Genomic DNA, 23,092 nt, shown 5'->3' with positions numbered 1-23,092 from the left:
CTTTTACCCGGACTAAAAAAGCTCCGGGCAAAAGATTGTCTTATTTTCAAGTTCCGGAATAAGTAGAATACGCGGCGTCGAACTTTTTGTCTTTTAGATTTTTTCGATCGATTCGGATGTGAAAATGTCCTTCTCCGATTTCGGAATGAAAGATCAGAATGTCATTCTCTTCCTCTGTGAGATTTTCAACTTCCTCAGTTTCCTCCTCCTCGCCTTCGTCATCATCATAGTCGAATCCTTCTTCATCTTCCCCTTGCCAGAAGAGAGGTCTTCCAAAGATCCGCAAGCTCGGGCTCCAAGTCGCAAGTTCCGCTTTAAAAATTTTCCTAAGCTGATCGGAGAGATCTTGCGGGATCAACTTTGCGATCGTCCTGTAATCGTAGGCGTCGCCGGCGACGTAGAAAATGTAATTCGGTTTAAAACTCAATTGATAAGCGACATCGCGATATTCTTCCAGATAGTATTTCGCTTCGGGAAGAGTTTTTGCGTCCGGATAATCCGTGATTTTTAGATTTGAAATCGGTCCTTCATAAAATTTTAGAGTGAATTCTCCTTCGATGTTATCAAAAACGTAAAGAATTCCCTGATCGGGAAAAAGGTTTTCAATATCATATTTTTTGAATTCTGCAACATTGAGTTGTGCGAAAAAATAGGTGGCCTTCGGCCAAAAGCCGGGGTCCGGAAGATGAGGAAGTCCTTTCATTTTAGAAGAACCCAGAGGAATTTCCTCTTCGGAAACTTCCTTTTCGTCGATTTCGATAAAGTAGCTCAGAGCTTTGGAAAGAATTTCAGGAGTTACCGTTTCATCCTCTTCTAAATAAACGGAAGAAGATCCGTTGTAATACGTTCCTTCTGCGGGAATCTGGTCTAACAATCCTTTCGGATAAGAATATTCTAAAACGAGTTTTTTTGCGATTTGGATCGGACTGAGCATGGGTTCCTTTGTGTTATTGAATTTACAATTCCAAAAAGGCGAGTTGGCTTTTTAAAAAAGCTAATTCGTTTCGGAATAAATCAACAACAAGGAGAATGGAGAATCATTGATCCAAATTTTGTTTTCGGCTTCCGAGCGGAAAAGTTCACGACTGGAATTTGTGCAGTTGAGCAAGTAAATTTTTTGCCTGAAAGTTGTAGGAACTCCAACGTTTTACCACGGGAAAAGGATTTGCAAAAAGTATGTTTTTCTGATAGAGAAAAATTTCCGAGGTTTTCCCTCAAGGCCCGCCTCCACCACCCGATGAGGGTGGGGGCGACCGTTTTACGGGGGATTGTCGGAACTTAGAAAAAATTCTGATCTTCTTTAGCAGGCTAAAAAGGCGCTTTTTGGGATGCGTTAGACGAAATCAATCTTCGGGAGTTACGTTATCCGGAACCTTAAGGAAAGATTGTAAGAATTCTCCCATTCCGAGTTTTTCCAAAGCTTCTACGATCATCCCTGTGTAGTTGATCGAAGATTGAAATTTTTCAAACTCCAGACGGACTCTGAGTTTTTGGATATGAAGGTATAACTTTAACTCTTCCATGCTCATATCCGATGGATCTTTTCCAAGAAATCGGTCGCTTCCGTCAAAAGGGTTGAGATCTGGAAATTCTTTCATCATCGATCCTTGATTTTAAGAGAAGAGGCCGCGAGCCAGAGGAAGATCAGAGAAAAGAAAAAACTGACTCCGCCGGTTCCGAGGCTGGACAGGAGAAGATCTCCTCCTGTGATTCTGAACAAGAAAAAGAATAAGGCTCCTAAAAAGGAAACTGCGCCGATTCCAAGAAAGAAAAGACCCAACTTTAAAAAGATATAAGCTTGGATTCCCGCCTGGAATCTTCTGAGTAAGTATTTCTGTCCGTAGAGGAGAAGGGTTTGGAAGTATTCCAGAATGGAATCAACAAGAGAGAGGAAATGGGATTTGAGATCGTTTCCTCTTTTCGTGTATTCGTTGTCATACGATTCCGATGTGGAATCTGATTTTCTTTTTTTTGCCATCTTTTACCGGTTCGTTATTTTCTGCGAATCATCATCCCGACGAGAAGTCCGATTCCAAGTCCTACGCCGAGCCCGATGAGAGTCGCTTTTTGAGGATTTTCTTTGATATAAGTTCCGGTTTCGTCAATAATTTGTTTCGCCTTTTCGGAGGTGTCGCCGGAGATCTGTTTGATTTTTTCTTTCAGATCCGAGACGTGTTCTAAATATTCTTCGCGCGCCTTTCCGGTGATCCGTTTTGCTTTGTCTTTGAGTGATTCTACTTCTTCATTGAAATCTTCCGCTCTGGATGTCATGGATGATTCCTCCCGGATTCTTTTTCTAAGTTTTATCTCTGTAGAATCAACTACTTTCGTCCTTTTTGGGGGAGGTTTTTCTCTCGAATTTTAGGGTCTAATGAAAAGGATGGAAGAATCTAACTCCGGAGATCTGATTTTCCGGTTCCTCTGAATGAAAAGATAGAATGTTGGAAATTTTCGGCCCAAGAGTAACAAAGCCGATGCCGATAAGAGTCCTGACATTCTCATGTGAAAATTTTTTGCAGTAAGAATCATTAAATATCAGGACATAAGTATGAATTGGATCAGCAAACTGGTTCGTCTCAGAAGACGTCAAAAGCAAAGAATCTTCAATAAGGCGTATCGCCAGGCTTTGAAGTTGATGAAAAAAGAATTCAAGGCCGAGAGAGATCGTCATCTTCAAGCCGAAAAAGAATTAGAGAAATATTACAGAAAAGACGTAGATACCGAGGCTAAAAAAACTCGGAAGAAAATTCAAGAATTGGACAATTTCAAACTCTTGTTAGAGAGAAGAGAAATGGAACTGGATTCTAAGATCGCATTTTTGAATGAACAACTTCAGAAGATCGAAGAACTCAAAGCGAGAATGGACGGCGCCGTCAACTTGATGGCGAGGGCCGGTTCCCTTTCGAATGGAGCCGTGGACGACGCGGAAAAAATCAAACAAACCCTCAAAAAGGTTTTTTAATTTTTTATGGACCCTTCCGAGCTGGAAAGAATCAAAAAGAGAATTCCTTCCGGCTGGGAGATTGTTTCTCCGGAAGAAATTCCCGTTTTAGAAAAAACTTTCCATTTTACTTCTTATCGATCCGCCGTTGAATTCGTAAACGCGTTAGCTGCCATTGCGGAAAAGATGGACCATCATCCGGATCTCATTCTCCGCTATAACACGGTAAAGGTTGAAGTTACCACACATTCTAAGAAAGCGATCACGGAGTTAGATCTCTCTTTTGTTGAGAAGACAGAAGAGGTTTTTTTGGCTTTGTAGTTTTTTTCCGTTTAGTCCTTTTGGCAACCTGCTCGGAATGATACTGTCGTCGGAGTCAGATTACCTGCTTGCGGGGAGATCCCACAAGTCATCCTGTTCAGTTCTTTCCGAAGAGGATCCTATTAACGAAATAGTTAATAGGAGAAAGGGGAATGAGAATATTTTTAGAAACATCTGTGACTCTTTTTTAATTGTTTCTTAAGATAACTCTTGAGAGAATTTTATTCTCAAAATAACACCGAAAGCGGAGAGTTTCTTTATAAGCGCGCTCTATATTATAGAAAATATATATATTATAAATAAGCGAGCGCCTGGAGTGCTTTCTTACGTCCGCGAATAAAATCGAATTGGGTTCGGCTCGAATTCGAGACGTTTTGTTATTATATTTTTTGAAAGATCGAGGAGAAGAATGAATTTGTAATACTTATGAAAGGTAGGAGCTCCTGAGTTCAAAACATTTGAAATAGAATCTCCGACTCCGATTTGATCCAACCAGAGGAGATAGTTGAAGAGGTAGCAACGAGAAACTCCATGAGCTTGCGCAAGAGTTCCGAGAAGAATCCAATCCTTTGTCTGGATTCTTGCGTTAATTCTTTGCATATTCCCTTTTCCTTCGTTCGCTTGGTAAAGGGTCTTTCCTGCTCTTTTATTGAGTCGTTTTGTAGAAGCGATGTATTTGCTGTATTTTTTCAAAAGTCCGGGAAGTCTTTTTGGAAGCTTCTTCCTGTCTGAAATCTTGACCCGATTTAAGTATTTTTTTGGAACAAGGAAGGTGACGACATCCGATGTCTTTTCTTGTAAGGAAGAACGAATTTCAAAATCGGAGCTTAAAAATATTGTCCTCATACCTTACTCGGTTCCAGTAAGTTTTCATTTGGTGGTCATTTAGAAAAAATAATTTCATTTGCTAAATTTTTTTTACAATGTGAGAGATCCTACATTCTTCTCTCTATCGACAATTCTATTATTTTTCACGAACTTTAAAGCTCGTTTCTGTATTCAAGTGATAGAATGGAGAGAAATATCTATAAATTAAGAATCTATAGTTAGGGTGTAATCACAATAAAAAAGCCCAGTGTTTAGAACCAGGCTTTTACTTTGAGTTCAGCCATTATTTTTAGTGGGAACTCCAAAAGGGGCTTTGACTTCTGATTAATCTGGGATTACGATGTTATCGTAGTTGTCTGTAAAACGATAACCGATTCCCCAAATGGTCTCGATCCATTCTGGTTGAGCGGAATTTTTTTCGAGTTTGGAGCGGATTCTCTTAACGTGAGAATCGATCATTCTTTCAAAGCCGTCCCATTCCATTCCCCAAACCGCCTCTAAAATCATCTCTCTGGAAAAAACTTTTCCTGGAGACGCGGCCATCAATTGTAGGATATCAAACTCTTTCCGAGAGATATTCACGATGTTGTCTTTTAGAGTAACTCTTCTTCGAACTGGATCGATTTTCAAAGAACCACGGATAATCTCTCCACTTGCACCGACGTTTGGTTTGATTCCCGCTTTCTTATCCCATCTTCTAAAAAAAACATCGACCCTTGTCTTCAGTTCTCGAACGGAAAAAGGCTTTGTAATGTAATCATCCGCGCCCAATTCGAGTCCCATAATTCTGTCGATTTCTTCATTTCTTGCGGTAACTATGAAGATAGGAGTATTTTCGTCGTTTCTTCTTACCGTTCTACAAACTTCGATTCCATCTATGTCTGGAAGTGAAAGATCGAGGATAACCATGTCGGGATGGTTTGCTTTATAGAATTTAAGACCTTCTTCTCCGCTTGTTTGGAGAGTGGTTGAATAGTGCGCCGAATCCAAGGATTTACGAATTAAATTTCCGATATCTGGATCGTCCTCAATCACTAAAATTGTTTTCATTATGAAGCCCCCGAGAGAGATTAGAGGATAAATTTACCTTATCTGCAACAGATAAAACCGATGAAATGTTAATAAAGGAAAATTTTTTATCCGACACATTTTTACCAGATTCTTATCCGATTTTATATTTTGAGAACCTAAGATTCAATCGTTAAAAATGATAAAACTGTGAATTGTGTTAAATTGTAATTAAAACGACTTAAAAATTAAAACTGTGTATCAAAAGTCATGAATGCGAATGCAAGCAACCCCCTCACTTGGGCAATCCTCTCCGTTAATGAGGACGGGCTCAATTCGGAAGACGTTACGAGACAATTGGATTTAAAACCGGATTTCAGCACCCCGAGAATCGCGACGGACAAGGAGGGGAAGCCCCTTGGTTTTGGGCATTGGCAACTCCATTCTACTCTGGACGCACATGCTCCCTTGGAAGAACACATTCTTCAAATTCTGGAGAAGGTTCTTCCTTCCCGTCATAAGGTAAAAGAATTCGCTTCCAAACATAAGCTCTGTATGTATGTCTCCGTAGAATTTGCAGATCATTCTTTGAAAGAAACGGAAATCTCTTCTCGACTCCTTCTTCTCTTGGGGAGCCTTGGAATCAAATTGGTCTTTCAACCTTGGAAGAGAGACGAAAAGAGAAGGCGTTCAGAAGATTAAGAGGGAACGATCCATTCTATAGAATTGAATGAGCTTTTTAAAAGCCGGGCTTGCTCCGGTCAAAACAAGGGTCCTATTTTTCAATCTTAGGTCGAATGCGAAGGCCAGAATTTTCATCGCCACGGGAAGGGGGAGAATTTTGACCCCGCTCAGATTGATTTTTACGTGAAGGCTGGACTGATAAAAGACAAGGGCGAGGATGGACTTCAATTCGTCGAAAGAGGATTCATCGAAGGAAGCTGTGAGAGGTACTACTTCCGTAGATTGTCGGTTCTTTCGAATTTCAAAATGTTGGTATCTTTGAATCGGATCCATTTTTGGTCTTTCGATTTCTTCCGAAGAACGTAGTGTGTGAGATCCTACATTTCGGAAAAATTCTAAGAAGTCATTACATTCTCATTTTAGAATGAAATCAAGAGGAAAACTAAAAGTCAGATGAACGAGTTGAGCCGGGAGATTTTGATCCGAAGAGCCAAATTCTTATCCGTAATCCGGAGATTTTTTGAAGAGCGAAATTATCTAGAGATGGACACTCCTTGTCTCAAGGCAAATCCTTCTATGGAGCCCTATCTCGATCCTTTTCTGGTCCATTCTCCCTCTGAAAAGGAAAGGGGTTACTTAATTACGTCTCCTGAATATTCTTTAAAGGAGATTCTTTCAAAGGGATTGGAAAGAATCTATGAAATCACTCATACATTTCGTTCCGGAGAAGAAGGAAGTCCTTTTCACAGTGCGGAATTTTTGATGTTGGAATTCTACACCGTAGGAATGAGGTTAGAGGGTCTTATGGATTTCTGCACGGATCTCTTGGAGATCCTGGATGCAAAATTTCATTCTTTCGGTTTTCAGAGATCAGAGATCCGAAGAATGACCGTCGAGGAAGCTCTCAGAGAATACGCGGGTTGTGGGATCTCACACGAAGAACTCGATAAAGTCATCAAAGAACAAAGGCTCACCGCAAACCAGGATGAGAAACGAACCTACGAAGATTCCTTTTTTCTTGTATTCTTAAATCTTGTAGAAGCTCATCTTCCCAAAGGATTCACCTTTCTCTATCATTACCCCCCGGAGCTCGCTGCTCTTTCTCAGATCGAGAACGGTTTTGCGAGAAGGTTCGAACTCTATTTCGGAAATTTAGAATTGGGAAATGCGTTCCAAGAACTTACCGATCCGGAAGAACAGTTCTCCCGTTTTCGTTCCGAGCAGGATCTTCGGAAACGTTTGGGAAAAGAAATTTTCCCGATCGATTCGGGATTGGAAAGAGCCCTGAAAGAAGGAATTCCGAACTCTTGTGGGATCTCCATCGGTTTGGACAGGCTCTTTCTCTCCATTCTTGGAGGGGCGTCTCTCCGGGAAACGAGCCCGTATTATGGAAAGTTCTGAGGCATAAAGGGTCAACAATTCGAGTTCAGAGTTCGATATTATACTATAAGCTTCTCTTGAAAAAGTGTATTCTCTTATAGAATGACTGAGAATCAAATTGAAAAGTAGGAACTCCTTCTTTCGAAAAGATTCTCCGGAAATTCTAAGATAGAAAAAGAATTCGGATCGGATCCTGAATCACTTTTTAAAGAGAAAGAACAAACAGAAGAGACTAAAAACTTTGGTTGCAGGGAATGAATTCTTCCCTAAATCTTGGTGCGGCGGGGATCATGGCGAAAAAAGAAAACTACTACGTTACAATCAAGGGTAGAAAATACGACCGAGAGCTCATTCAGCTCGCGGAAGAATTTACTTCGGGCAAACGCGATGGTAGAATTTCGGTTAACGACGCGAAGCAACTTCTAAAAGCAGTCAAAGATAATAACAGTTATACGGACATCGAGAAACATACGATCGAACATATCCGCGAGAATTATAAGTTTACGGATAAAGCCGACGATTGGTTTCGCACCGAAATCCGTAAGTGGGCGTCGAAACGAGTTCAAGACGCAAAGAAGAAAAGCGATAAAAGCGTCACTCTCAACGTTCCCGAGGAAGAATCTCCGGAAACCAATTTTCCCGAAAGTTGGAGCGAGGATGTGGGAACTCCCCAGGAATCTTCAACAAGAGAATACACGAACTACATTCCAACACCTTCCGCAAAACCTCATCTCAAAAAAGACAAGACAGTCCCGATTCTTATCTTCCTCGCCGGACTTCTGATTCTTCTTGGATTGATCTATTTTTTCTGGGCCCTTTTCTCTTCTGAGAAAAAACAAAGACCTCTCGAAGTTTCAAAACCCGTTGAAGAGAAAGTTTCCCCGAAAAAGGATGTGGGAACTCCCAAAGAAGAAAAAGATCTGACTTCAAAGGAGAAGAATCTCGAATCCGAAAAAAAATCTTCGTTTTCCTGGTTTGGAAAAGGGGATGAGGAAGCATTCTCCTCAAATCCTAAATTCAAGGCGCTCGAAATGAGCGTGATCCGTTTTGAGAAAAATAGCATTCAGGTTCATAAGGAATCGAGACCAAGTCTCAATCAGCTTTCTCGATGGATGAAAGAAGATTCTAAAATTCGAGTGAAGATCATCGGACATACTTCTCTCGAAGGAACCGAATCCGTGAATCAAAAAGTTTCCATTCTTCGAGCCGAAATGGTTCGGGACTATCTCGTTGGGAACGGAATTTCCGTGGATCGATTTCAGATCATTCCTAAGGGGGCGAGCGTTCCGATCGGGGATAACTCCAAGGAAGAAGGAAAGGAAAAAAACAGAAGGGTCGAGCTTAGAATTCAAAACTGATTCTTTTTGGAAAATGACCTCCGGAGAATTTTCTCCGGTTCGATCTTTCTTACATTCAAAAAACCGGATTCTTTCCGGAGCCAAGTTTTTCGGTTTCAAAATTTCGATTCTTTCCGTGCTCTCGGCTTTGCCCTTCTTTGTGGGAACTCTCACAGTCTCAAAATTCTATTTTTCAATCTTCTTCTGAAAAATCCTATACAAACTAAATGCTTACAAGAGCATGAATTTATAACTTGTCCCCATATTCGATGAACTAAAAAGGACAGTGTTTTGGTGCGGATCCGATCTTGACGAAAGAAGGAAATCCAAACGTTCCCTTCCACAAAAAAGGATCCCAACAAAACGGACAGCGCTGAAGGCATCTTTGGATGCGCGTAAGGAACTCTTCGGTCCGCTCTCTTTGGGTGTCGCACCAAGGACAGGTTTCAATATCTACGGAGAAAACAATGGCATTCGATATAGAAATGATTCGCGCCCGATACGCAAAGATCGGGGATCTTGTTACAAAAGCGAGAAACGTTGTTGGACGACCTCTTACTCTTACAGAAAAAATCCTCTATTCCCATCTCTGGGAAGGCGAACCAAAAGCAGCCTACGAAAAAGGAAAGTCTTATGTAGACTTTGCTCCGGACAGAGTGGCGATGCAAGATGCGACCGCGCAAATGGCGCTTCTTCAGTTTATGTCCGCGGGAAGAAACACCGTCGCGGTTCCTTCTACCGTACATTGCGATCACTTGATCCAAGCCAAAGACGGAGCGACTGAAGATCTAAAAACCGCCAACGACGTGAACAAGGAAGTTTATGATTTTCTTTCTTCCGTTTCCAACAAATACGGAATCGGATTTTGGAAACCGGGTGCGGGGATCATTCACCAAGTCGTATTAGAAAATTATGCATTCCCAGGCGGAATGATGATCGGAACCGATTCTCATACCGTAAACGCGGGTGGCCTCGGAATGATCGCGATCGGAGTCGGCGGCGCTGACGCGGTGGACGTGATGGCGGGAATGGCTTGGGAATTAAAATTCCCAAAACTCATCGGAGTAAAACTCACCGGTAAACTTTCCGGCTGGGCTTCTTCGAAAGACGTCATCTTAAAAGTGGCGGGAATTCTTACCGTAAAAGGTGGAACCGGAGCGATCGTAGAATACTTCGGAGAAGGCGCGGAAAGCCTTTCCTGTACTGGAAAAGGAACGATTTGTAATATGGGCGCGGAGATCGGCGCTACCACTTCCGTTTTCGGTTACGATCAGAACATGAAAGAATATCTCTTGAACACGAATCGTAAAGACGTTGCGGAACTCGCGGACAAAATCAAGGAACACTTAAACGGTGACAAAGAAGTCTATGCGGATCCTTCGAAATATTTTGATCAGGTGATTGAGATCAATCTTTCCGAACTCGAACCTCATATCAACGGTCCGTTTACTCCCGATTTGGCGACTCCTCTTTCCAAGTTCAAAGAAGCGGTATCGAAAAACGGTTGGCCGACGAACTTGGAAGTCGGGCTCATCGGTTCCTGTACAAATTCTTCTTACGAAGATATCACACGCGCGGCTTCGATCGCAAAACAAGCTTCCGAGAAGAATCTGGAAGTCAAAGCGGAATACACCGTAACTCCGGGTTCAGAGATGATTCGTTATACGATAGAAAGAGACGGACTCATCAAAACATTCTCCGATATAGGAGGAGTGGTTCTCGCGAACGCTTGCGGTCCTTGTATCGGTCAGTGGAGTCGTCAGACAAAAGATCCGGAAAGAAAGAATTCCATCATCACTTCGTTTAACAGAAACTTTGCGAAGAGGAACGACGGCTTTGCGGGAACTCACGCGTTTGTTGCGTCACCCGAAATTGTAACTGCTTTTGCAATCGCGGGAAAATTGGATTTTAATCCGTTAACCGACACCCTAAAAAGCAAGGACGGAAAAGAAGTAAAACTCGACCCTCCTACGGGTTTGGATTTTCCTCCAAAAGGTTTCGACGTAAAGGACGCGGGTTTTCTCGCTCCGGCAGAAGACGGTTCCAAAGTGAACGTTGCGGTGGATCCGAAATCTGATCGTCTTCAGTTGCTTTCTCCTTTTACTCCTTGGGAAGGAAACGATCTGAAAGGATTAAAACTTCTGATCAAGGCAAAGGGAAAGTGTACCACCGACCATATTTCTATGGCGGGGCCTTGGTTGAAATACAGAGGTCATTTGGATAACATCTCCAATAACCTTTTGATAGGCGCGGTCAATTCGTTTAACGATAAGACCAACGCGGTGAAGAATCAGCTAACGGGAGAATACGAACCAGTTCCTCAAACCGCAAGAGCCTACAAAGCAAAGGGAATCGGATCAATCGTAGTAGGGGACGAAAACTACGGAGAAGGTTCTTCCAGAGAACACGCGGCTATGGAACCGAGACATCTCGGCGCGAGAGCGGTTCTTGTGAAGTCCTTTGCAAGAATCCACGAGACAAACCTGAAAAAACAGGGAATGCTTGCTCTTACGTTCGCCGACAAAGCGGACTATGATAAGATTCAAGAAGAGGATTCGATCGATATTCTTGGTCTGACTTCCTTTCAAGAAGGAACTCCTCTGACTCTTGTCTTGAACCACAAAGACGGTTCTAAACAAGAAATCAAAGTGAATCATACTTTCAACACCCAGCAGATTGCTTGGTTCAAAGCGGGAAGCGCTCTGAATCTGATCAGCGAAGAACAAAGAAAGAAAGGGTAACTTTTTTCGATCGTCTTCTTTTTAGGATTTTTTCTTAGAAAGAAGACGACTTCTCTCCTGTCCTAATTCCTACTTTTCCTCTATCATAAAATCGTAATTTTTACAAACAGAAGCTTCTCTAAGGTCGTTTTGTAGGAACTCCTACGTCTCAATATGAGAAAACCCTGTGAGAGTTCCCACACTTTCTTCGATCAAACAATTTATCTTGAGAAAAGAGCGCGCCCCGACCGTGAAACTTTTGTGGGAACTCTCACAAAACGCAAATCCTTCTAGGAAAAGCCTCTGATTTACTTCGAAGACTTCTTCTTGGATTCGGGCTCTAAACCCTTTCTAAAAATTCTTGCGACTTCTTTGATGGTGGCTTGGATTTCTGCAGGGGGAATTTTATAGACGCACTGACCCATAAAGCCTAAGGCAAACGTAAGGGAAGAGATTGCGTAGGCGATGGATTTCAGATCCGCTTTAGGATCGATCTTTCCGGCTTTTTTAAATTTTTCCAATTCAGCCGTAAATTCGGGAAGAGCTTTTGTATAAATTTTCTTCTGAATGATCTGGCTGACTTCGGGATCTAAGATGATCTGACTGACCGCGACTTTCATAAAATCTTCGGCTTCTCGAAAGTCTCTGCACTTTCCGGACATGGAATATTGAAGGCTGGCTTCTAAATCTTGATAACTTTCTTGGTTCTTCTGACGGGTGGAAGATTCGTCCGAATTGATTTCTTCGGATCTTGTGAGAATGGCTTCGAGGAGACCTTTTTTGTTTCCGAAGTAACGAAAGATCAACGCTTCGTTCGCATTAGCAAGTTTTGCAATATCTTTGGTATTGGCCGCGTCATAACCTTTTTTGGCGAAGACTTGGATAGCGGCTAAAAGGATGGCGGTCTCGGTCGCGGAACGATCCCGTTTTCGGATGATGGTTTCACATGCATTTTCATCCTTAGCGAGCGGTTCTGAATTGTTTGCCTTCGACCTTGCCGATTTCATTTTGATCCCTATAAAAGTTACGTTGGGCGCGGTGTCACTCACTATTTCAAGAGAATCCCTTGATTCGAAGCCTTTCACAAACAAATCTACGCTAACGTAATTTTATTTGAATCTGACTCCGTAGAATTGAGCATCCTTTCAGTAAGACCCTACCTTTCCTTTTTTCCATTCTTAATTTTAATCTAGATTGTCATTTTTTGAGCGTCTGAGAAAGATTGCAATAAGTAAGTAAGCAATTACATAAAAAGAGGACGCAAAATGGCACGAAACTCCTCCCGGAAGCTCGGTTCTTCTCTCATTTCCACCGTTTCACAAGTCGGGTCTTTACAAAAGATATCTCCGAATCGAAGAGACCTTTTGATCGCGGCGGTCCTCTTTGTGATTTCGGTGTTACTTTTGTTCCCCAATATCGGATCGAGAGCAGTGCTTCCTCAAGGAGACGAGGAAATGCACATCGCCACGATTCGAGAGAGCATTCAGAGCGGAGAAATTCTTTTTCCGAGATTTGAAGGAATCATGAATCTATACAAACCACCCGTACTCTTTTGGACTGGGATCGCATCGGATTTGATTTTTGGAATGAGTCTGACTGCGGAAAGACTTCCTTCCTTGTTTCTCTTTGCGGGGACTGGGATTCTTATCTACTTTGCGCTTCGTTTGTTTAAGGCGGCGCCGATTTATTCCGCGATCATCGCTTCCAGTTATCTTTTAACGTTAGGAGTTTTTAAGTTTTCCAGGCTCGTGATGATGGAAGCCCTGATGACCTTTCTACTAACGCTTTCCACCTTTCTATTACTCGTCTTCTTTAAGAAAAGAAGTCGAACTTACTTGATCGCGGCCGCCCTTGTATCCGGCTTTGCGTGTTTGGTGAAAGGGCCTCTGTTTCAAGTGTATTCAGGAACGTTACTCGCCGGTTGGGCGTTTATGCACGCGTTTCAATTTACATCCGCTGGAGAATGGTCCGGCAAAAAAAGATTAATCCGAATGACCGTAGATCAAATCTTGTTTCACACGATCTCTCTTGGAGTTCTTGCGCTCTGGGGAGGGATCCTGACTTCGTTATCACCGGCGGGAAGCGCCTTTCTCAAAGTATTCTTCTTCACTGAAAACTTAGGAAAATTTTCGACTGCTACTACGAATCAAAATGAGTTGATTATCCTTTTGGGGTGGGTCCTGTACTGTCTTCCTTTTACACCTTTTCTTTTGGAAACGATGTCGAAGTCGGTTCTGAAAGTAGCTCCTAGTTTTGGGGGAATGATAGGCAGGACCCTTATTTTTTCAACGGTTGCAATTTCCATAATACACGAATTGCCGAATCGAAAAGACTATTACTATATTCTTCCGTTGATTCCTCTGGCCTTTGTCGGAGTAGGATTGTATTTTTCCAGAAGCGAACAAGAATCTTCTTTGTCGGGACCTCTTTCTAGAAACTTTCAATTTTTGATCGTCGTTTCGATCGTGTTGGGACTCGGAAAGATTCTTTTGGATTTTCGTTCCGGACAAGAGGCGTGGGCGGATCTTTTGTGGGTCGGATTTGCAAATCTTGTAGGAGCTTTCTGGATGATTCCGGAAAAGAAAACGATTCTTTATAAAACTTTTCTGACACTTTTACTCGGAACCGGGTTTATGTTTTATCTTCAGTTGATTCTCATTCCTTCCGTAAATCTTCCCGACGTACCTTTGAGCGGAAGAATCCAGGAAAGTAAGAATCTCTGTATCGTCTCCGAGAACCCATGGGTCGCATTGACGTTTAAGAATGCGTTGCCTTTCGCGCAGGTCGAACATTCTCTTCCCGGAGCGCAGATGAATTGTATGGATGGAAAGAGGGACGTGGTCGTTTACAGAACGAAAGTGGGACTTCCGAGCGTCTATGCGCCGGCTCAGTCTTGGTCGATTTGGAAACGGGATCTGGGAATTAAGGAAATTCTAATACACCAAGATTGGTATGATAGAATCCAACTCTACAGTTCCGAAGCGATTCTTTCCGAAAACTCGAAGTCGGTGAACAAATGAATTCAACGCTTCGACATATCGTTCGTTATGCACCGGTTTACGTTCTGCTTGTATTAATGTTCGGTGTGATGTTTATAAAATACGGAAGGTCGATCCAAAAAAACGAATTCTATTCGGAAGAATCCAAGGAAGTGTGTCTAACGTATTGTACAAAGCTGACGGGATGTGTTTCCGAGCTGTTTCCCGGAATGGTCGCAAAGGAACAATCCTCGAAGATAGAAAATTCCTGTCTTCGAGGATGCAGAAAACATTTTGATAAGATGCAGGTTTGTCTCTCAGGAATTGAAACCGCGAGTTGTAAATCTCTTACGGGATGTCTCGAAACCGAGATTAAAAAATACTACTGAGCTTCTTCGTAAAACTTTTTAACTTTTGCAACGTATTTCTGAGTTTCTTTGTAAGGAGGAACTCCGCCGTAACGATCAACCGCACCGGGGCCGGCGTTGTAGGCCGCGAGGGCGTGATCTAAATTCTTATATTTGTTTAAGAGATCGCTTAAGAATTTTGTTCCACCGGCTACGTTTTCAGCCGGATCGGAAGGATCATCGACTCCGAGAAGGCTCGCGGTGGAAGGCATGAGTTGCATCAAACCGACGGCGCCCTTGGGAGAAACCGCGTTTGTTTTAAATCCGGATTCTGCTTTGATGACGCTCTGAACGAGCGTGGGATCGAGGTGATTCTTCTCCGATTCTTTACGAATGATTTCAGCGAGAGTAGGTTCGACACCTTTGAGTTCGCCTCTCACGTTTCTCCCGATTTCCGTCTCAGAAACCGGATTCGTTTTTGCTTGAGCGGCTTGGAGAATGGAATCAAAATCCACGGTAGGAGTTTTTTGATTCGGAACCGGGGTTTCCCGGACAAACTGGTTCGGGAGACTTTCAATCTCTCGAATTCGGTTCAGGATGGACTGGACGGTCGGAAGTTCTTCGATCCTCATATTATGTCTCTCGGAAGAATTCTCTAAAAAGATGACCTTTTTTTCTTTTTGATGAAAAATCAAGGGATTCTTGATAAATTGAAAGCCTGGTAAATACTGCCGTCTGTGATTGAAATTGCCATCACCTCTAGAATTTCCGCGTTCCCGATTTTATACGCAAAGTCTCGGGGCTTTTTTGAAAAAGAGGGAGTTCAAGTTCAGATTCGAATTCTCGAGAGTTACGACGCTATATTAGCCTTTTTAAGTACTGGAAAGATTGAAGCGGGAGAAATCCCGTTTACCACCTGGTTGGATCTTCATCTCAAGAGAACGGCTCCGAACAAATCCATCTACCGGGGAATGATTCTTTCCAGAATGATTCATTCGTTTTACTCCAGATACAATTCGAGTACGGATTCTATTTTAGATAGTACTCCGTATTTGGTTCCCGTTTTGCAAAATACGTCTCTTGATAAATTACTCGCTCAGGAATTTTTGAGATCGAGCAGGTTTCAAAAAAAAATCAGCTGCGCGTATGTCTCTTCTCGATCTTATCTTTTGGAATACGAATTCTCGCAGACGAACACATTGGGATTGATCGGTTCCGTTCAGGAATCTCATTTCTTAAACAATGGATTTAGAATTTCGGATGGAAGAGATCTTCCCCCGTATCGTCTTCCCGTAAACATGCTTGCGTTCAGCGGAAAATTCGCAAAGACGTATCCGGATCGAATTCAAAAGGTTCAGAGCGCAATCAGCAGAGCGATTCAGTCTCTGATCGAGAACACGAACGAATCGACGGATCATGCGATTCATGAAAGTGTTCCCGAATTTAAGATAGAAGCGGAACAACTGCATTATTTTTTCAAACAACCTTCTCAGGATTTAAGAGAGATGCTTTCTCCGGCCGCCGATCCGGAAGAGTTGGAATATCTCGGAAGAATTTTCTGGCGATCCATGGATCATCTTACCGAACCGCCTCCTGTCCTTATGGAAGCGCTTCAGATCGCCGCGAAGGATCCGATTCCTCAGTATCCGGAGGCTTTGACTGCGAGAAAAACGGTTCTGATGGAAGAGCAGTTTAACAGTAAGAATGAATCGAGTCTGCTCTTACAAAAGGCGGGAGAAAGAAGAGAACTCGGGGATTTGGTGACCGATCTTCAGAATCTGGTCCTCAATATCTATAATTCTAAAAAAACGGCGCGTATGCCGATTCTTCCTCTCAAAGGAACCGCTTCCGCGATTCGGACGGGAATCAATTCAATTTTGGATTATCTCTTTCAGGAAATTAGAGCAAAAGAAATTCATAATTTAGCAATTGATAATGTACTAATGATGCAGGGATTGGAGATGGATAAGAGGGCGATGGAACTTCAGTTTTCTGACGACCGCTTTAACTATCTCTTTGAATTTTCCCCGATTCCTGTGATTCTGTTAGATTCTATTTCCGGCGCCTTGATCGGAGGGAATTATAATTTCCGAAGTCTGACCGGTTACAGCAAGGATAACGTAATCAGCCTGACTCTGGAAGCTTTGTTTCCCGGTCTAAGCGAGATGAGCGAGTGGTCTTCCCCGATTAAATCGGCTGAGACGATGTTACGAGTGGATCAGGCGAAGATGAGGCTGAAAGATAAGTCCGAGATGCAAGTCTCGTTGAGTATCACTGCATTGTTCGAGAGGGCGAGAAAGATCTATCAGGTTCATATTTTATTCGATTCCGAAAAAAAGGAAACCGAACAGGCAAAACACGAATTTATTTCGAATATCAGTCACGAACTTCGTTCTCCGATGACGAATATACAAGGTTACTTTGAACTTTTGAGAAACGAACTGAATTCTTCTCTTTCCAAAGATCAGAGTGGAATGTTGGATGTGATTGAAAAAAATATTAAGCGACTGAACCATCTGATCGAGAACTTGTTGAAGTTCGAAGAGGTCCGGGGCGACGACAATTCGGGTTTGGTGGAGAATTTTGATCCTGCTTTGGTGATAGAAGAAGTCGTCTATTCCAACGGACCTTCCGCGAAAGAAAAAGGATTGGATGTCGAAGTTACATTGTTAAAGAAATTAAAGATCAAAGGAATTCGTTTCGAATTCTCGCAAGTGATCACGAATCTTTTCGTAAACGCGATCAAATATACGGAAAGAGGAAAGATAGAAATCAAGATGATTCAGTCCGGAGCCGGTAAGTTGGAAATTAATATCAAGGATACCGGAGTTGGGATCGATCCGAAATACATAGAAAAGGTATTTGAACGATTCTTCCGAATTCCAAACGATAGAAACAAAAGAATCGGAGGAACGGGCTTGGGTCTTTCGATCTCAAGGACCATCTTGCATAAGATGAACGGAGAAATCACTTTGGAATCCAGGGTCAACGGTGGAAGTAATTTTAGAATCTTTTTGCCACTACAAACGGAATGAAAAAATATCTTATCTATTCGATTCTTGGAATCGTTTTATTGTCTTTGGTTTATTTGGTCTTTGAGAACGGAGAAACCTCATTCTCAAGAGAGAATGGAAATGAAAAGTTAAAGAGCGGACTCAGTAGAAACACAGTCGATCAAGATGAAAATTCTTTGTTTGAATCCGGGAATTTTTTAGATTTTTCAAAATCAGGAGTTGCTGAGAATGCGGATGTCGGTTCGAGCGAGGCTTCAGCCGGAGAGGCCGCCGCAGGCGGCTATTCCAGTCTTTCACCTGAGGAAAGAGAGAGAGTGAGAAAGGAAGTGATTCAGAAGGTCAAACCTTTGGCCGATCGTTTTCCAGATAACAGTATGATTCCTAGGGAATTGAGTAAGGAAGAAGAGGAAAAGAGAAAGAGAGACGAAGAGAGAATGTCTGAAATTCGAACTGCCTTACTCGAAGGAAGAGAAGTCGAAAAGCCGGAGATGAAATTCTATTTGGATTCTAAGATAAAGAGATCCAATGACATGGAAGAAATCTTAGAATATAGTCTGAAATTTTTCAAGGACTCTCAGAAAAATTTTCCGGATTCTTCTTTGAATGTGATTCAGGAACGTTTGCAAGCGATTCAGAAAGGAAGAGAAGAACTCGTTCAGGCTAAGAAAAGTTTGGATAAGCCGGAGTAACGTTCCTCTTGGTCGTGATTTGGTAAATCGCGATTCTTTGAAATCTGGTTGATGGAGCAGAAGCTGTTTTATCGTTTTAAAAGGACTTGGCCCAATACATTCCATAAAAAATGGGAAAAATCGGGTTCGGATCGAATTCTAACTTTCTGAAAATCCTTTTGCTTTGTAGATCCAATTGCCAGATGAAGCTGTAAACCCTGTGAAATGTGGGAGGTCCCGCGTTCATCGTTTGCACGATAGAATCTCCGACTCCTAAAGATTCCAAAATCAGCATATAATGAAAAAGAAAACATCTTGAGACTCCGTGACTCAGTGCAAGCATTCCTAAAATGTTCCACATTCCCGATTCAACTCTGAAATTAATTCTTTTCATCTTCCCCTGGTTTTTCTGATAAAGAATCTTTCCGGCTTTTGTGTTGAGGCGGGAAGCTCCGGCCAAGTATTTTCCATATCTACTCAACAGAAAAGGGAGTTTTCTTTTGAGATCCCTTTGTTCTTTCGGGTTCAAGGCAAAATAATAATTCTCAGGAAGAATAACGGTAACAACGTCGGAAGTTTTTTCTACTAAGGCGGATTCAATGACTTGATCAGAACGGATTGAAAGCATTTCCATAACCTTTACGGTTCCTGGAGCGTGATTCAGAATCGCTCAAAGGTATAAAAAAGAGAAATTTTGTTCAGAATATTACGAATTTTTTAAAAAGGACAGTGGATTAAAAAGACATCACTACTTACGGACTCTAAACGCAAAAGTTTCCACACTTCCAAGATGGGTAAAATTCACCTATAATAACGACAAATTCTATTTTTAAAAAGAAATTAAACTTTCTTAATCTTATTTTTCTTTTTCGATGCCGGCTTTTTCTTCGGCTTTGCTTTTTTCTTAAAAGTTTTTTTCGAAGAAGCTTTCTTTTGCTTTTTCTTAGCGGAAGTAAGTCCGGGAAGTTTCATCCCTGCGATCGTATAAGCCAACTCGATCAATTCTTCCAAACCTAAAACGCCCATAATATGAAGATTCTTTTCAAAACCGAGAGTTCTTAAAAACAAAAGAAGATTCTGAACTCCAAAGGCTTGGATGAGTCTCGGTATATCGCCGACCCCTCTCTTTCGAATCCAAATTCCCGATTGTTCCGGCGTTAGTTCTTGGACCACGGGAATCAATTCAGTAGGAGGGATTTGCAAAGAGAGTGCTATGAAATTCTGAACTCCGACTTCTTTTAACAATGCGATCGACTTTGCCGGGCCGATATTTTTTAAAAGTTCCGCCGAGGATTCTTTTCCAGTCTTCAAGGCCATCTCGGCGATATCGGAAGCAGGGAGGGAAGTGGACAACAAAACCAAATCGTCCATCGGAATACTATTTGCAAAATATGTAATGTCTCCGGGCTTCACCGTCGACAAAAGTAAGACTAAGGTTTCTTCCGGAATTCGATTTAAGAATTCTACGATTGTTTTCTCGTCCAGGTTTTGACTAATATAAAGAAGAGTCTTATGATCTACTTTCTCAGAGAGAGAATATAACTTTTCGTATCCGAGCGATCGAAACAGTTGAAAGGACTTTCCCGTTCCTAATTTATCTAGGTATTCTAAAGCCTTCCCGATCTGATTGATCACTTTTTTCATCCAAGCACATCCTCCAGAAGTCCGGATACAAGCCCAGTCAGCGGCTTTTGTTTGTGAATTGCAAGAATGTTTTCCGCCGTATTTTTAGAAACGACGTTTCTAAATCGAACGTATTCTTCTTCGGAATAGCCGAGAAATTCTTTGAGAGTTTCTCCTCTGTATTCGTTTAAAATAGAATCTCTTATATTTTCGTAAAACTTTTCCACGCTCTTTTCCAAAAGCGGGTCTTTTGATGCGGCGTCTCTTAACTTCTCAAGATGTTTTCTTAAGTCCGTAGATTCGAGATGCCCCATCTCCGAAAATCCGGATTGGAATAAAATCTTCAAGGTATTTCGAATCAACATCTTTCCGGCCTCACTTTCGGAGGAAGAATGGAGAATCTCAGCCATTCTTTCCGTAAAACCCGGAAGCAGAGTTCCTAAAAATCCGGAAATTTGTTTTTCAAAACCCGCGGCCTGAAAAACGCCTGCGAGCGGATTTAATTTCTTATTAAATTCTACTAATATCTTTTCCAAACCTTGCGAAAACATTTCCTGTATCGGAGATTGATTGAGGATCTTCATCAAGAAAATTTTTGAAGGAGCGGCGGCCGTGCCGGCCGCCAATTCTAAAATTGCTTCCTGTGTTTCAAGGCTCATTGCTTCCGAAACCGAGTTAAAAGGAAGTAGGGTCTGAACGTCCATTCCTTGCAAAATGATTCTTAGCTTTTCATCCGGAATTCGAATCCCGGCGATCGGCTCTAAAGAGATGGAAAGTCTTTCCGGCAAAAGTTCTTTCAGAGTGGAGCTGAAGATAAAATCCAAACTCCTGTTCAGGCTTTTCTGAACTTTCTCGGAGTTTTCTATCCAGTCCTTTGCTGCGGTTTGATATTCTCTTTTTGGCGAAAATAGACGTTTCCAAAATCCCATTCTAATTTGAGTTCCTTGATTAAGCGAGAGAAGGAAGAATTTTTTCCAACTCCGGTTTGTAATATGTCAGCTGATTGGCGTGATATAAGAGAATATTCTTTTTCAAAAGATTTCTCGTGTCTCCTTCCTTATGAAGCAACTTGTCCGTTCCGGAAACGTTTCCGTTTCCATCGAGCTTCAAAAGTTTATGATCCAATCCCTTCTTAAGAATGTTTTGAAACGCGTCTTCCAAGTGGTTCGTAAATAACTTTCCTGAAATATGAATCCCTTTGCTCTTTTTTTTGAGTTCGGACGCCAAGGTTTGCAGACGTTTGAAAAGAATTTCTTTTCCAAGCTGAGAATCCGGTCCTAACTGCATTAGAATAGTGGAAAGTAGATTCCCCGGAGTGACTACGTAATTTTTTCCTAATCTTTCTTTGACGATGTTCGTGACTTCGTCGCTGCTCGCGTCTTCGGAGATGTCGAAATTCTCACCATAGGCGATATGAAGCTGAGTCTTTTTCGCCGAAATATAATCGTAAGTCAGAGTGAAGGAAATAAAATGAACGTCTTTGATTTTGGTTCGAAGATAATAGACGCCTTTTTTGATCTGATTGAGATAACCGTCGTGATTAAAGGTCCCTTCCGGAAACATAAACAAATTTCTTCCGGAACGAACTCTTTCGACGAGAGTGTTCCATTCTTGATCGACCATGTTTCGGAGTTCCCCACTTTTGATCAGCTCTCTCGCGTTGTCTCGGAACGGACGTTTGACCGGAAAACATCCGATGTATCTTAAAAAAACCGGAATGACGTTCGTCTTATCGATCAATCCAAAGATCAGTTTGAGAGTTCCTTTCGGACGAAATTCTTTTACTAAAAAGTTTTTCTTTAAGATGTCTTCTCTCGCGGGAATTGCAAACTTGATCTTCGGTTGGATCACTCTGTGTACGGCGGATAACGCAGGCACGTCGCCTTCTTCCACGTGATTTCCGATGATCACGGTCGGATAGTTCGCTTTGAGAATCCGATCGTGATTGGATTCTTCGAAGTATTCGTCGATGGAATCGAACATCAATCCCCTGGTTCTGTAAACCAGGGCAATGAGCCAGTCGTAAGTTTTGGTGGAATAGACGATCTGAGTTGGATTTGATACTGTGGAAGTAGCGGAGGTCTCTTGCATGCGGCCCCTTTTTTGTTTTTTATCAATCGGTTACGATACAAGTAACGCTAAGAAATAAAGAGTTTCTAGTCTACAACAATCCTTGGAATGGACTCGCTGATTCGAGTTGTTACCTCGTAATTGATCGTATTCGTTCTATCCGCAATATCGTCCGCTGTGACCGATTCGCCGCCGTCTTCGCCGATCACTGTGACGGCGCTCCCTACGGTCGCGCCGGGAATATGAGTAACATCCAGCATCGTCATGTTCATACAAATTCTTCCGAGGATTCTCGCCCTTTTTCCAAGAACAAGCATGTCTCCGTTGCTCGAGAGTTTTCGGTCGAGTCCTTCGTAATAACCGATCGGAACGACCGCGACCTTTGTCGGATACGAAGTCTGAAACGTGGAACCATAGCCGATGTAACTGTTAGTCGGATGACTCTGTATGTGAACGATTCTTGTCTTCCAGGACAAAACCGGACTCAACTGAAAATTCTTATTCCCCGTGAGGTTCAAAGACAAACGAGTCTGCATACTCGGCCAAAGTCCATAGAGAGAAATCCCGACTCTCACCATCTCATAATGCGCGTCCGGAAAGAGCATCGTTGAAGCGGACGCGCACGTATGCCGAACCAAATTCTTAAAACCAAAGGATTCCGCCAACACAACGGCTTCCTCGAACTTCCGAATCTGCATTAGAGAATACTTATGTTCTAAAACGTCTTCGGTGCTCGCAAAGTGCGTGCAGATTCCGTCGATTCGGATCTTTTCATCTCGAAGAGTTCCTAACGTGTCCTTGAGAGTTTCTCCGTGGGTCCCGAGTCTTCCCATTCCCGTGTCCACTTTGAGATGAAGTTTTGGAGCCGGGTGCAAAGTCGAAAGAACTCGCGCAGTTTCCGGCCTGGAAAAAATGATCCAGAAATTCGGATCGGCCAAAAGGTCTTTAGCCTCCGCAAGATTCTGAATTTCTCCCATGATCAAGATCGGAATGGTCGAATCGATTTGACGAACACGTTGTGCTTCTTCGATCGAATTGACTCCGATCCGAGAAACACCTTCCTCGATACAAAGTTTGGTCATCGTTTCTAGACCGTGACCATAAGCGTTTGATTTTAAGATCGCTGTTGGGGTAGAATCCGGACTGAGGATGGACCGAAAACTATTGAGATTG

General features: G+C 42.3%; 24 protein-coding genes (1 of these 24 running past the window's edge). 10 read left to right on the top strand and 14 right to left on the bottom strand.

The window, feature by feature from the left end; all coding sequences use genetic code 11:
• Positions 1-46: 46 nt before the first annotated feature.
• From A0128_RS21625 to A0128_RS21605, 4 genes are all read right to left on the bottom strand, one after another.
• The gene (locus tag A0128_RS21625; protein ID WP_069609821.1) at positions 47-934 is read right to left on the bottom strand and encodes a DUF1963 domain-containing protein; all 888 of its coding nucleotides are present in this window, start codon (positions 932-934) and stop codon (positions 47-49) included.
• A 409-nt stretch (positions 935-1,343) separates the two neighbouring features.
• Positions 1,344-1,598 carry a hypothetical protein gene (locus tag A0128_RS21615; RefSeq protein ID WP_069609819.1) on the bottom strand — a complete coding sequence of 85 codons (255 nt, stop codon included), beginning with the start codon at positions 1,596-1,598 and terminating at the stop codon, positions 1,344-1,346.
• Positions 1,598-1,978 (bottom strand): LBF_4227 family protein, encoded by a 381-nt coding sequence (locus tag A0128_RS21610; RefSeq protein WP_069609818.1) that lies wholly within the window; start codon positions 1,976-1,978, stop codon positions 1,598-1,600. Before A0128_RS21610 ends, A0128_RS21615 begins: the two co-directional genes overlap by 1 nt.
• A 14-nt stretch (positions 1,979-1,992) precedes the next feature.
• Positions 1,993-2,271 (bottom strand): DUF883 family protein, encoded by a 279-nt coding sequence (locus A0128_RS21605; protein ID WP_069609817.1) that lies wholly within the window; start codon positions 2,269-2,271, stop codon positions 1,993-1,995.
• 277 nt (positions 2,272-2,548) lie between these two features.
• Between A0128_RS21605 and A0128_RS21600 the strand changes: the two genes are divergently transcribed.
• Complete coding sequence (locus tag A0128_RS21600; RefSeq protein ID WP_069609816.1) at positions 2,549-2,962, top strand: hypothetical protein; 414 nt, start codon at positions 2,549-2,551, stop codon at positions 2,960-2,962.
• Positions 2,963-2,968: 6 nt separating this feature from the next.
• Positions 2,969-3,262 carry a 4a-hydroxytetrahydrobiopterin dehydratase gene (locus tag A0128_RS21595; protein ID WP_069609815.1) on the top strand — a complete coding sequence of 98 codons (294 nt, stop codon included), beginning with the start codon at positions 2,969-2,971 and terminating at the stop codon, positions 3,260-3,262.
• Between the two features lie 324 nt (positions 3,263-3,586).
• Here the strand turns inward: A0128_RS21595 and A0128_RS21590 are convergent, their stop codons facing one another.
• Positions 3,587-4,108 (bottom strand): DUF1564 domain-containing protein, encoded by a 522-nt coding sequence (locus tag A0128_RS21590; RefSeq protein ID WP_069609814.1) that lies wholly within the window; start codon positions 4,106-4,108, stop codon positions 3,587-3,589.
• Positions 4,109-4,414: 306 nt separating this feature from the next.
• Positions 4,415-5,140 carry a response regulator transcription factor gene (locus A0128_RS21585; protein ID WP_069609813.1) on the bottom strand — a complete coding sequence of 242 codons (726 nt, stop codon included), beginning with the start codon at positions 5,138-5,140 and terminating at the stop codon, positions 4,415-4,417.
• A gap of 228 nt (positions 5,141-5,368) precedes the next feature.
• Between A0128_RS21585 and A0128_RS21580 the strand changes: the two genes are divergently transcribed.
• Positions 5,369-5,800, top strand: coding sequence for a DUF4279 domain-containing protein (locus A0128_RS21580; protein ID WP_069609812.1), 432 nt, complete (start codon positions 5,369-5,371; stop codon positions 5,798-5,800).
• On the opposite strand, the gene A0128_RS21575 is transcribed toward A0128_RS21580, so the two are convergent.
• The gene (locus A0128_RS21575) at positions 5,789-6,115 is read right to left on the bottom strand and encodes an STAS domain-containing protein (RefSeq protein ID WP_069609811.1); all 327 of its coding nucleotides are present in this window, start codon (positions 6,113-6,115) and stop codon (positions 5,789-5,791) included. The two genes, A0128_RS21580 and A0128_RS21575, sit on opposite strands and share 12 nt — an antisense overlap.
• A gap of 120 nt (positions 6,116-6,235) precedes the next feature.
• Between A0128_RS21575 and epmA the strand changes: the two genes are divergently transcribed.
• The 3 genes from epmA (at position 6,236) to A0128_RS21560 (ending at position 11,240) form a co-directional block, all read left to right on the top strand.
• Entirely contained in the window at positions 6,236-7,183 is a 948-nt protein-coding gene (gene epmA, locus A0128_RS21570) for an EF-P lysine aminoacylase EpmA (protein WP_069609810.1), read from the top strand.
• Between the two features lie 224 nt (positions 7,184-7,407).
• Positions 7,408-8,520 carry an OmpA family protein gene (locus tag A0128_RS21565; protein ID WP_069609809.1) on the top strand — a complete coding sequence of 371 codons (1,113 nt, stop codon included), beginning with the start codon at positions 7,408-7,410 and terminating at the stop codon, positions 8,518-8,520.
• A gap of 446 nt (positions 8,521-8,966) precedes the next feature.
• On the top strand, positions 8,967-11,240 hold the full coding sequence (locus A0128_RS21560) for an aconitate hydratase (RefSeq protein ID WP_069609808.1): 2,274 nt from the start codon (positions 8,967-8,969) through the stop codon (positions 11,238-11,240).
• A gap of 287 nt (positions 11,241-11,527) precedes the next feature.
• Here A0128_RS21560 and A0128_RS21555 read toward each other — a convergent pair whose 3' ends face one another.
• On the bottom strand, positions 11,528-12,226 hold the full coding sequence (locus A0128_RS21555; protein WP_069609878.1) for a TetR/AcrR family transcriptional regulator: 699 nt from the start codon (positions 12,224-12,226) through the stop codon (positions 11,528-11,530).
• Between the two features lie 258 nt (positions 12,227-12,484).
• On the opposite strand from A0128_RS21555, the gene A0128_RS21550 reads away from it, so the two are divergent.
• A complete protein-coding gene (locus A0128_RS21550; protein ID WP_083244254.1) occupies positions 12,485-14,239 on the top strand; it encodes an ArnT family glycosyltransferase in 1,755 nt (584 codons plus the stop codon).
• Positions 14,236-14,586 (top strand): Cys-rich protein, encoded by a 351-nt coding sequence (locus A0128_RS21545; RefSeq protein WP_069609807.1) that lies wholly within the window; start codon positions 14,236-14,238, stop codon positions 14,584-14,586. Before A0128_RS21550 ends, A0128_RS21545 begins: the two co-directional genes overlap by 4 nt.
• Here the strand turns inward: A0128_RS21545 and A0128_RS21540 are convergent.
• Positions 14,580-15,176, bottom strand: coding sequence for a lytic transglycosylase domain-containing protein (locus A0128_RS21540; protein ID WP_069609876.1), 597 nt, complete (start codon positions 15,174-15,176; stop codon positions 14,580-14,582). The two genes, A0128_RS21545 and A0128_RS21540, sit on opposite strands and share 7 nt — an antisense overlap.
• 96 nt (positions 15,177-15,272) lie before the next feature.
• On the opposite strand from A0128_RS21540, the gene A0128_RS21535 reads away from it, so the two are divergent.
• Together A0128_RS21535 and A0128_RS21530 are read left to right on the top strand one after the other, a co-directional pair.
• Positions 15,273-17,579: an ATP-binding protein gene (locus A0128_RS21535; protein WP_156781959.1), complete on the top strand. Its 2,307-nt coding sequence runs from the start codon at positions 15,273-15,275 to the stop codon at positions 17,577-17,579.
• Complete coding sequence (locus A0128_RS21530; protein ID WP_069609805.1) at positions 17,576-18,247, top strand: LIC_20245 family lipoprotein; 672 nt, start codon at positions 17,576-17,578, stop codon at positions 18,245-18,247. Before A0128_RS21535 ends, A0128_RS21530 begins: the two co-directional genes overlap by 4 nt.
• 76 nt (positions 18,248-18,323) lie before the next feature.
• Here the strand turns inward: A0128_RS21530 and A0128_RS21525 are convergent, their stop codons facing one another.
• The 5 genes from A0128_RS21525 to alr form a co-directional block, all read right to left on the bottom strand.
• On the bottom strand, positions 18,324-18,860 hold the full coding sequence (locus tag A0128_RS21525; protein ID WP_069609804.1) for a DUF1564 domain-containing protein: 537 nt from the start codon (positions 18,858-18,860) through the stop codon (positions 18,324-18,326).
• A gap of 206 nt (positions 18,861-19,066) precedes the next feature.
• Positions 19,067-19,870: an MgtE intracellular N-terminal domain protein gene (locus A0128_RS21520; RefSeq protein WP_069609803.1), complete on the bottom strand. Its 804-nt coding sequence runs from the start codon at positions 19,868-19,870 to the stop codon at positions 19,067-19,069.
• Positions 19,867-20,778, bottom strand: a complete 912-nt coding sequence (locus tag A0128_RS21515) for a hypothetical protein (RefSeq protein ID WP_069609802.1) — start codon at positions 20,776-20,778, stop codon at positions 19,867-19,869. Before A0128_RS21515 ends, A0128_RS21520 begins: the two co-directional genes overlap by 4 nt.
• 19 nt (positions 20,779-20,797) lie before the next feature.
• Entirely contained in the window at positions 20,798-21,940 is a 1,143-nt protein-coding gene (locus tag A0128_RS21510) for a 1-acyl-sn-glycerol-3-phosphate acyltransferase (RefSeq protein ID WP_069609801.1), read from the bottom strand.
• 65 nt (positions 21,941-22,005) lie between these two features.
• Positions 22,006-23,092, bottom strand: the 3' portion of a protein-coding gene (alr, locus tag A0128_RS21505) for an alanine racemase (RefSeq protein ID WP_069609800.1). Its footprint extends 53 nt past the window's final position; the window shows 1,087 of its 1,140 coding nt (coding positions 54-1,140); the start codon falls outside the window, past its right edge — the gene reads right to left on this strand; the stop codon is at positions 22,006-22,008.

The sequence above is a fragment of the Leptospira tipperaryensis genome (genome assembly GCF_001729245.1).
Taxonomy (GTDB): Bacteria; Spirochaetota; Leptospiria; order Leptospirales; family Leptospiraceae; genus Leptospira; species Leptospira tipperaryensis.
This window is presented reverse-complemented; position numbering and strand designations above follow the sequence as displayed.

Excerpts from the sequence above, each read along its gene's own strand:
- A0128_RS21625 (WP_069609821.1), bottom strand. The coding sequence starts at position 934 with ATGCTCAGTCCGATCCAAATCGCAAAAAAACTCGTTTTAGAATATTCT.
- A0128_RS21615 (WP_069609819.1), bottom strand. The coding sequence starts at position 1,598 with ATGAAAGAATTTCCAGATCTCAACCCTTTTGACGGAAGCGACCGATTT.
- A0128_RS21610 (WP_069609818.1), bottom strand. The coding sequence starts at position 1,978 with ATGGCAAAAAAAAGAAAATCAGATTCCACATCGGAATCGTATGACAAC.
- A0128_RS21605 (WP_069609817.1), bottom strand. The coding sequence starts at position 2,271 with ATGACATCCAGAGCGGAAGATTTCAATGAAGAAGTAGAATCACTCAAA.
- A0128_RS21600 (WP_069609816.1), top strand. The coding sequence starts at position 2,549 with ATGAATTGGATCAGCAAACTGGTTCGTCTCAGAAGACGTCAAAAGCAA.
- A0128_RS21595 (WP_069609815.1), top strand. The coding sequence starts at position 2,969 with ATGGACCCTTCCGAGCTGGAAAGAATCAAAAAGAGAATTCCTTCCGGC.
- A0128_RS21590 (WP_069609814.1), bottom strand. The coding sequence starts at position 4,108 with ATGAGGACAATATTTTTAAGCTCCGATTTTGAAATTCGTTCTTCCTTA.
- A0128_RS21585 (WP_069609813.1), bottom strand. The coding sequence starts at position 5,140 with ATGAAAACAATTTTAGTGATTGAGGACGATCCAGATATCGGAAATTTA.
- A0128_RS21580 (WP_069609812.1), top strand. The coding sequence starts at position 5,369 with ATGAATGCGAATGCAAGCAACCCCCTCACTTGGGCAATCCTCTCCGTT.
- A0128_RS21575 (WP_069609811.1), bottom strand. The coding sequence starts at position 6,115 with ATGGATCCGATTCAAAGATACCAACATTTTGAAATTCGAAAGAACCGA.
- epmA (WP_069609810.1), top strand. The coding sequence starts at position 6,236 with ATGAACGAGTTGAGCCGGGAGATTTTGATCCGAAGAGCCAAATTCTTA.
- A0128_RS21560 (WP_069609808.1), top strand. The coding sequence starts at position 8,967 with ATGGCATTCGATATAGAAATGATTCGCGCCCGATACGCAAAGATCGGG.
- A0128_RS21555 (WP_069609878.1), bottom strand. The coding sequence starts at position 12,226 with ATGAAATCGGCAAGGTCGAAGGCAAACAATTCAGAACCGCTCGCTAAG.
- A0128_RS21550 (WP_083244254.1), top strand. The coding sequence starts at position 12,485 with ATGGCACGAAACTCCTCCCGGAAGCTCGGTTCTTCTCTCATTTCCACC.
- A0128_RS21545 (WP_069609807.1), top strand. The coding sequence starts at position 14,236 with ATGAATTCAACGCTTCGACATATCGTTCGTTATGCACCGGTTTACGTT.
- A0128_RS21540 (WP_069609876.1), bottom strand. The coding sequence starts at position 15,176 with ATGAGGATCGAAGAACTTCCGACCGTCCAGTCCATCCTGAACCGAATT.
- A0128_RS21530 (WP_069609805.1), top strand. The coding sequence starts at position 17,576 with ATGAAAAAATATCTTATCTATTCGATTCTTGGAATCGTTTTATTGTCT.
- A0128_RS21525 (WP_069609804.1), bottom strand. The coding sequence starts at position 18,860 with ATGGAAATGCTTTCAATCCGTTCTGATCAAGTCATTGAATCCGCCTTA.
- A0128_RS21520 (WP_069609803.1), bottom strand. The coding sequence starts at position 19,870 with ATGAAAAAAGTGATCAATCAGATCGGGAAGGCTTTAGAATACCTAGAT.
- A0128_RS21515 (WP_069609802.1), bottom strand. The coding sequence starts at position 20,778 with ATGGGATTTTGGAAACGTCTATTTTCGCCAAAAAGAGAATATCAAACC.
- A0128_RS21510 (WP_069609801.1), bottom strand. The coding sequence starts at position 21,940 with ATGCAAGAGACCTCCGCTACTTCCACAGTATCAAATCCAACTCAGATC.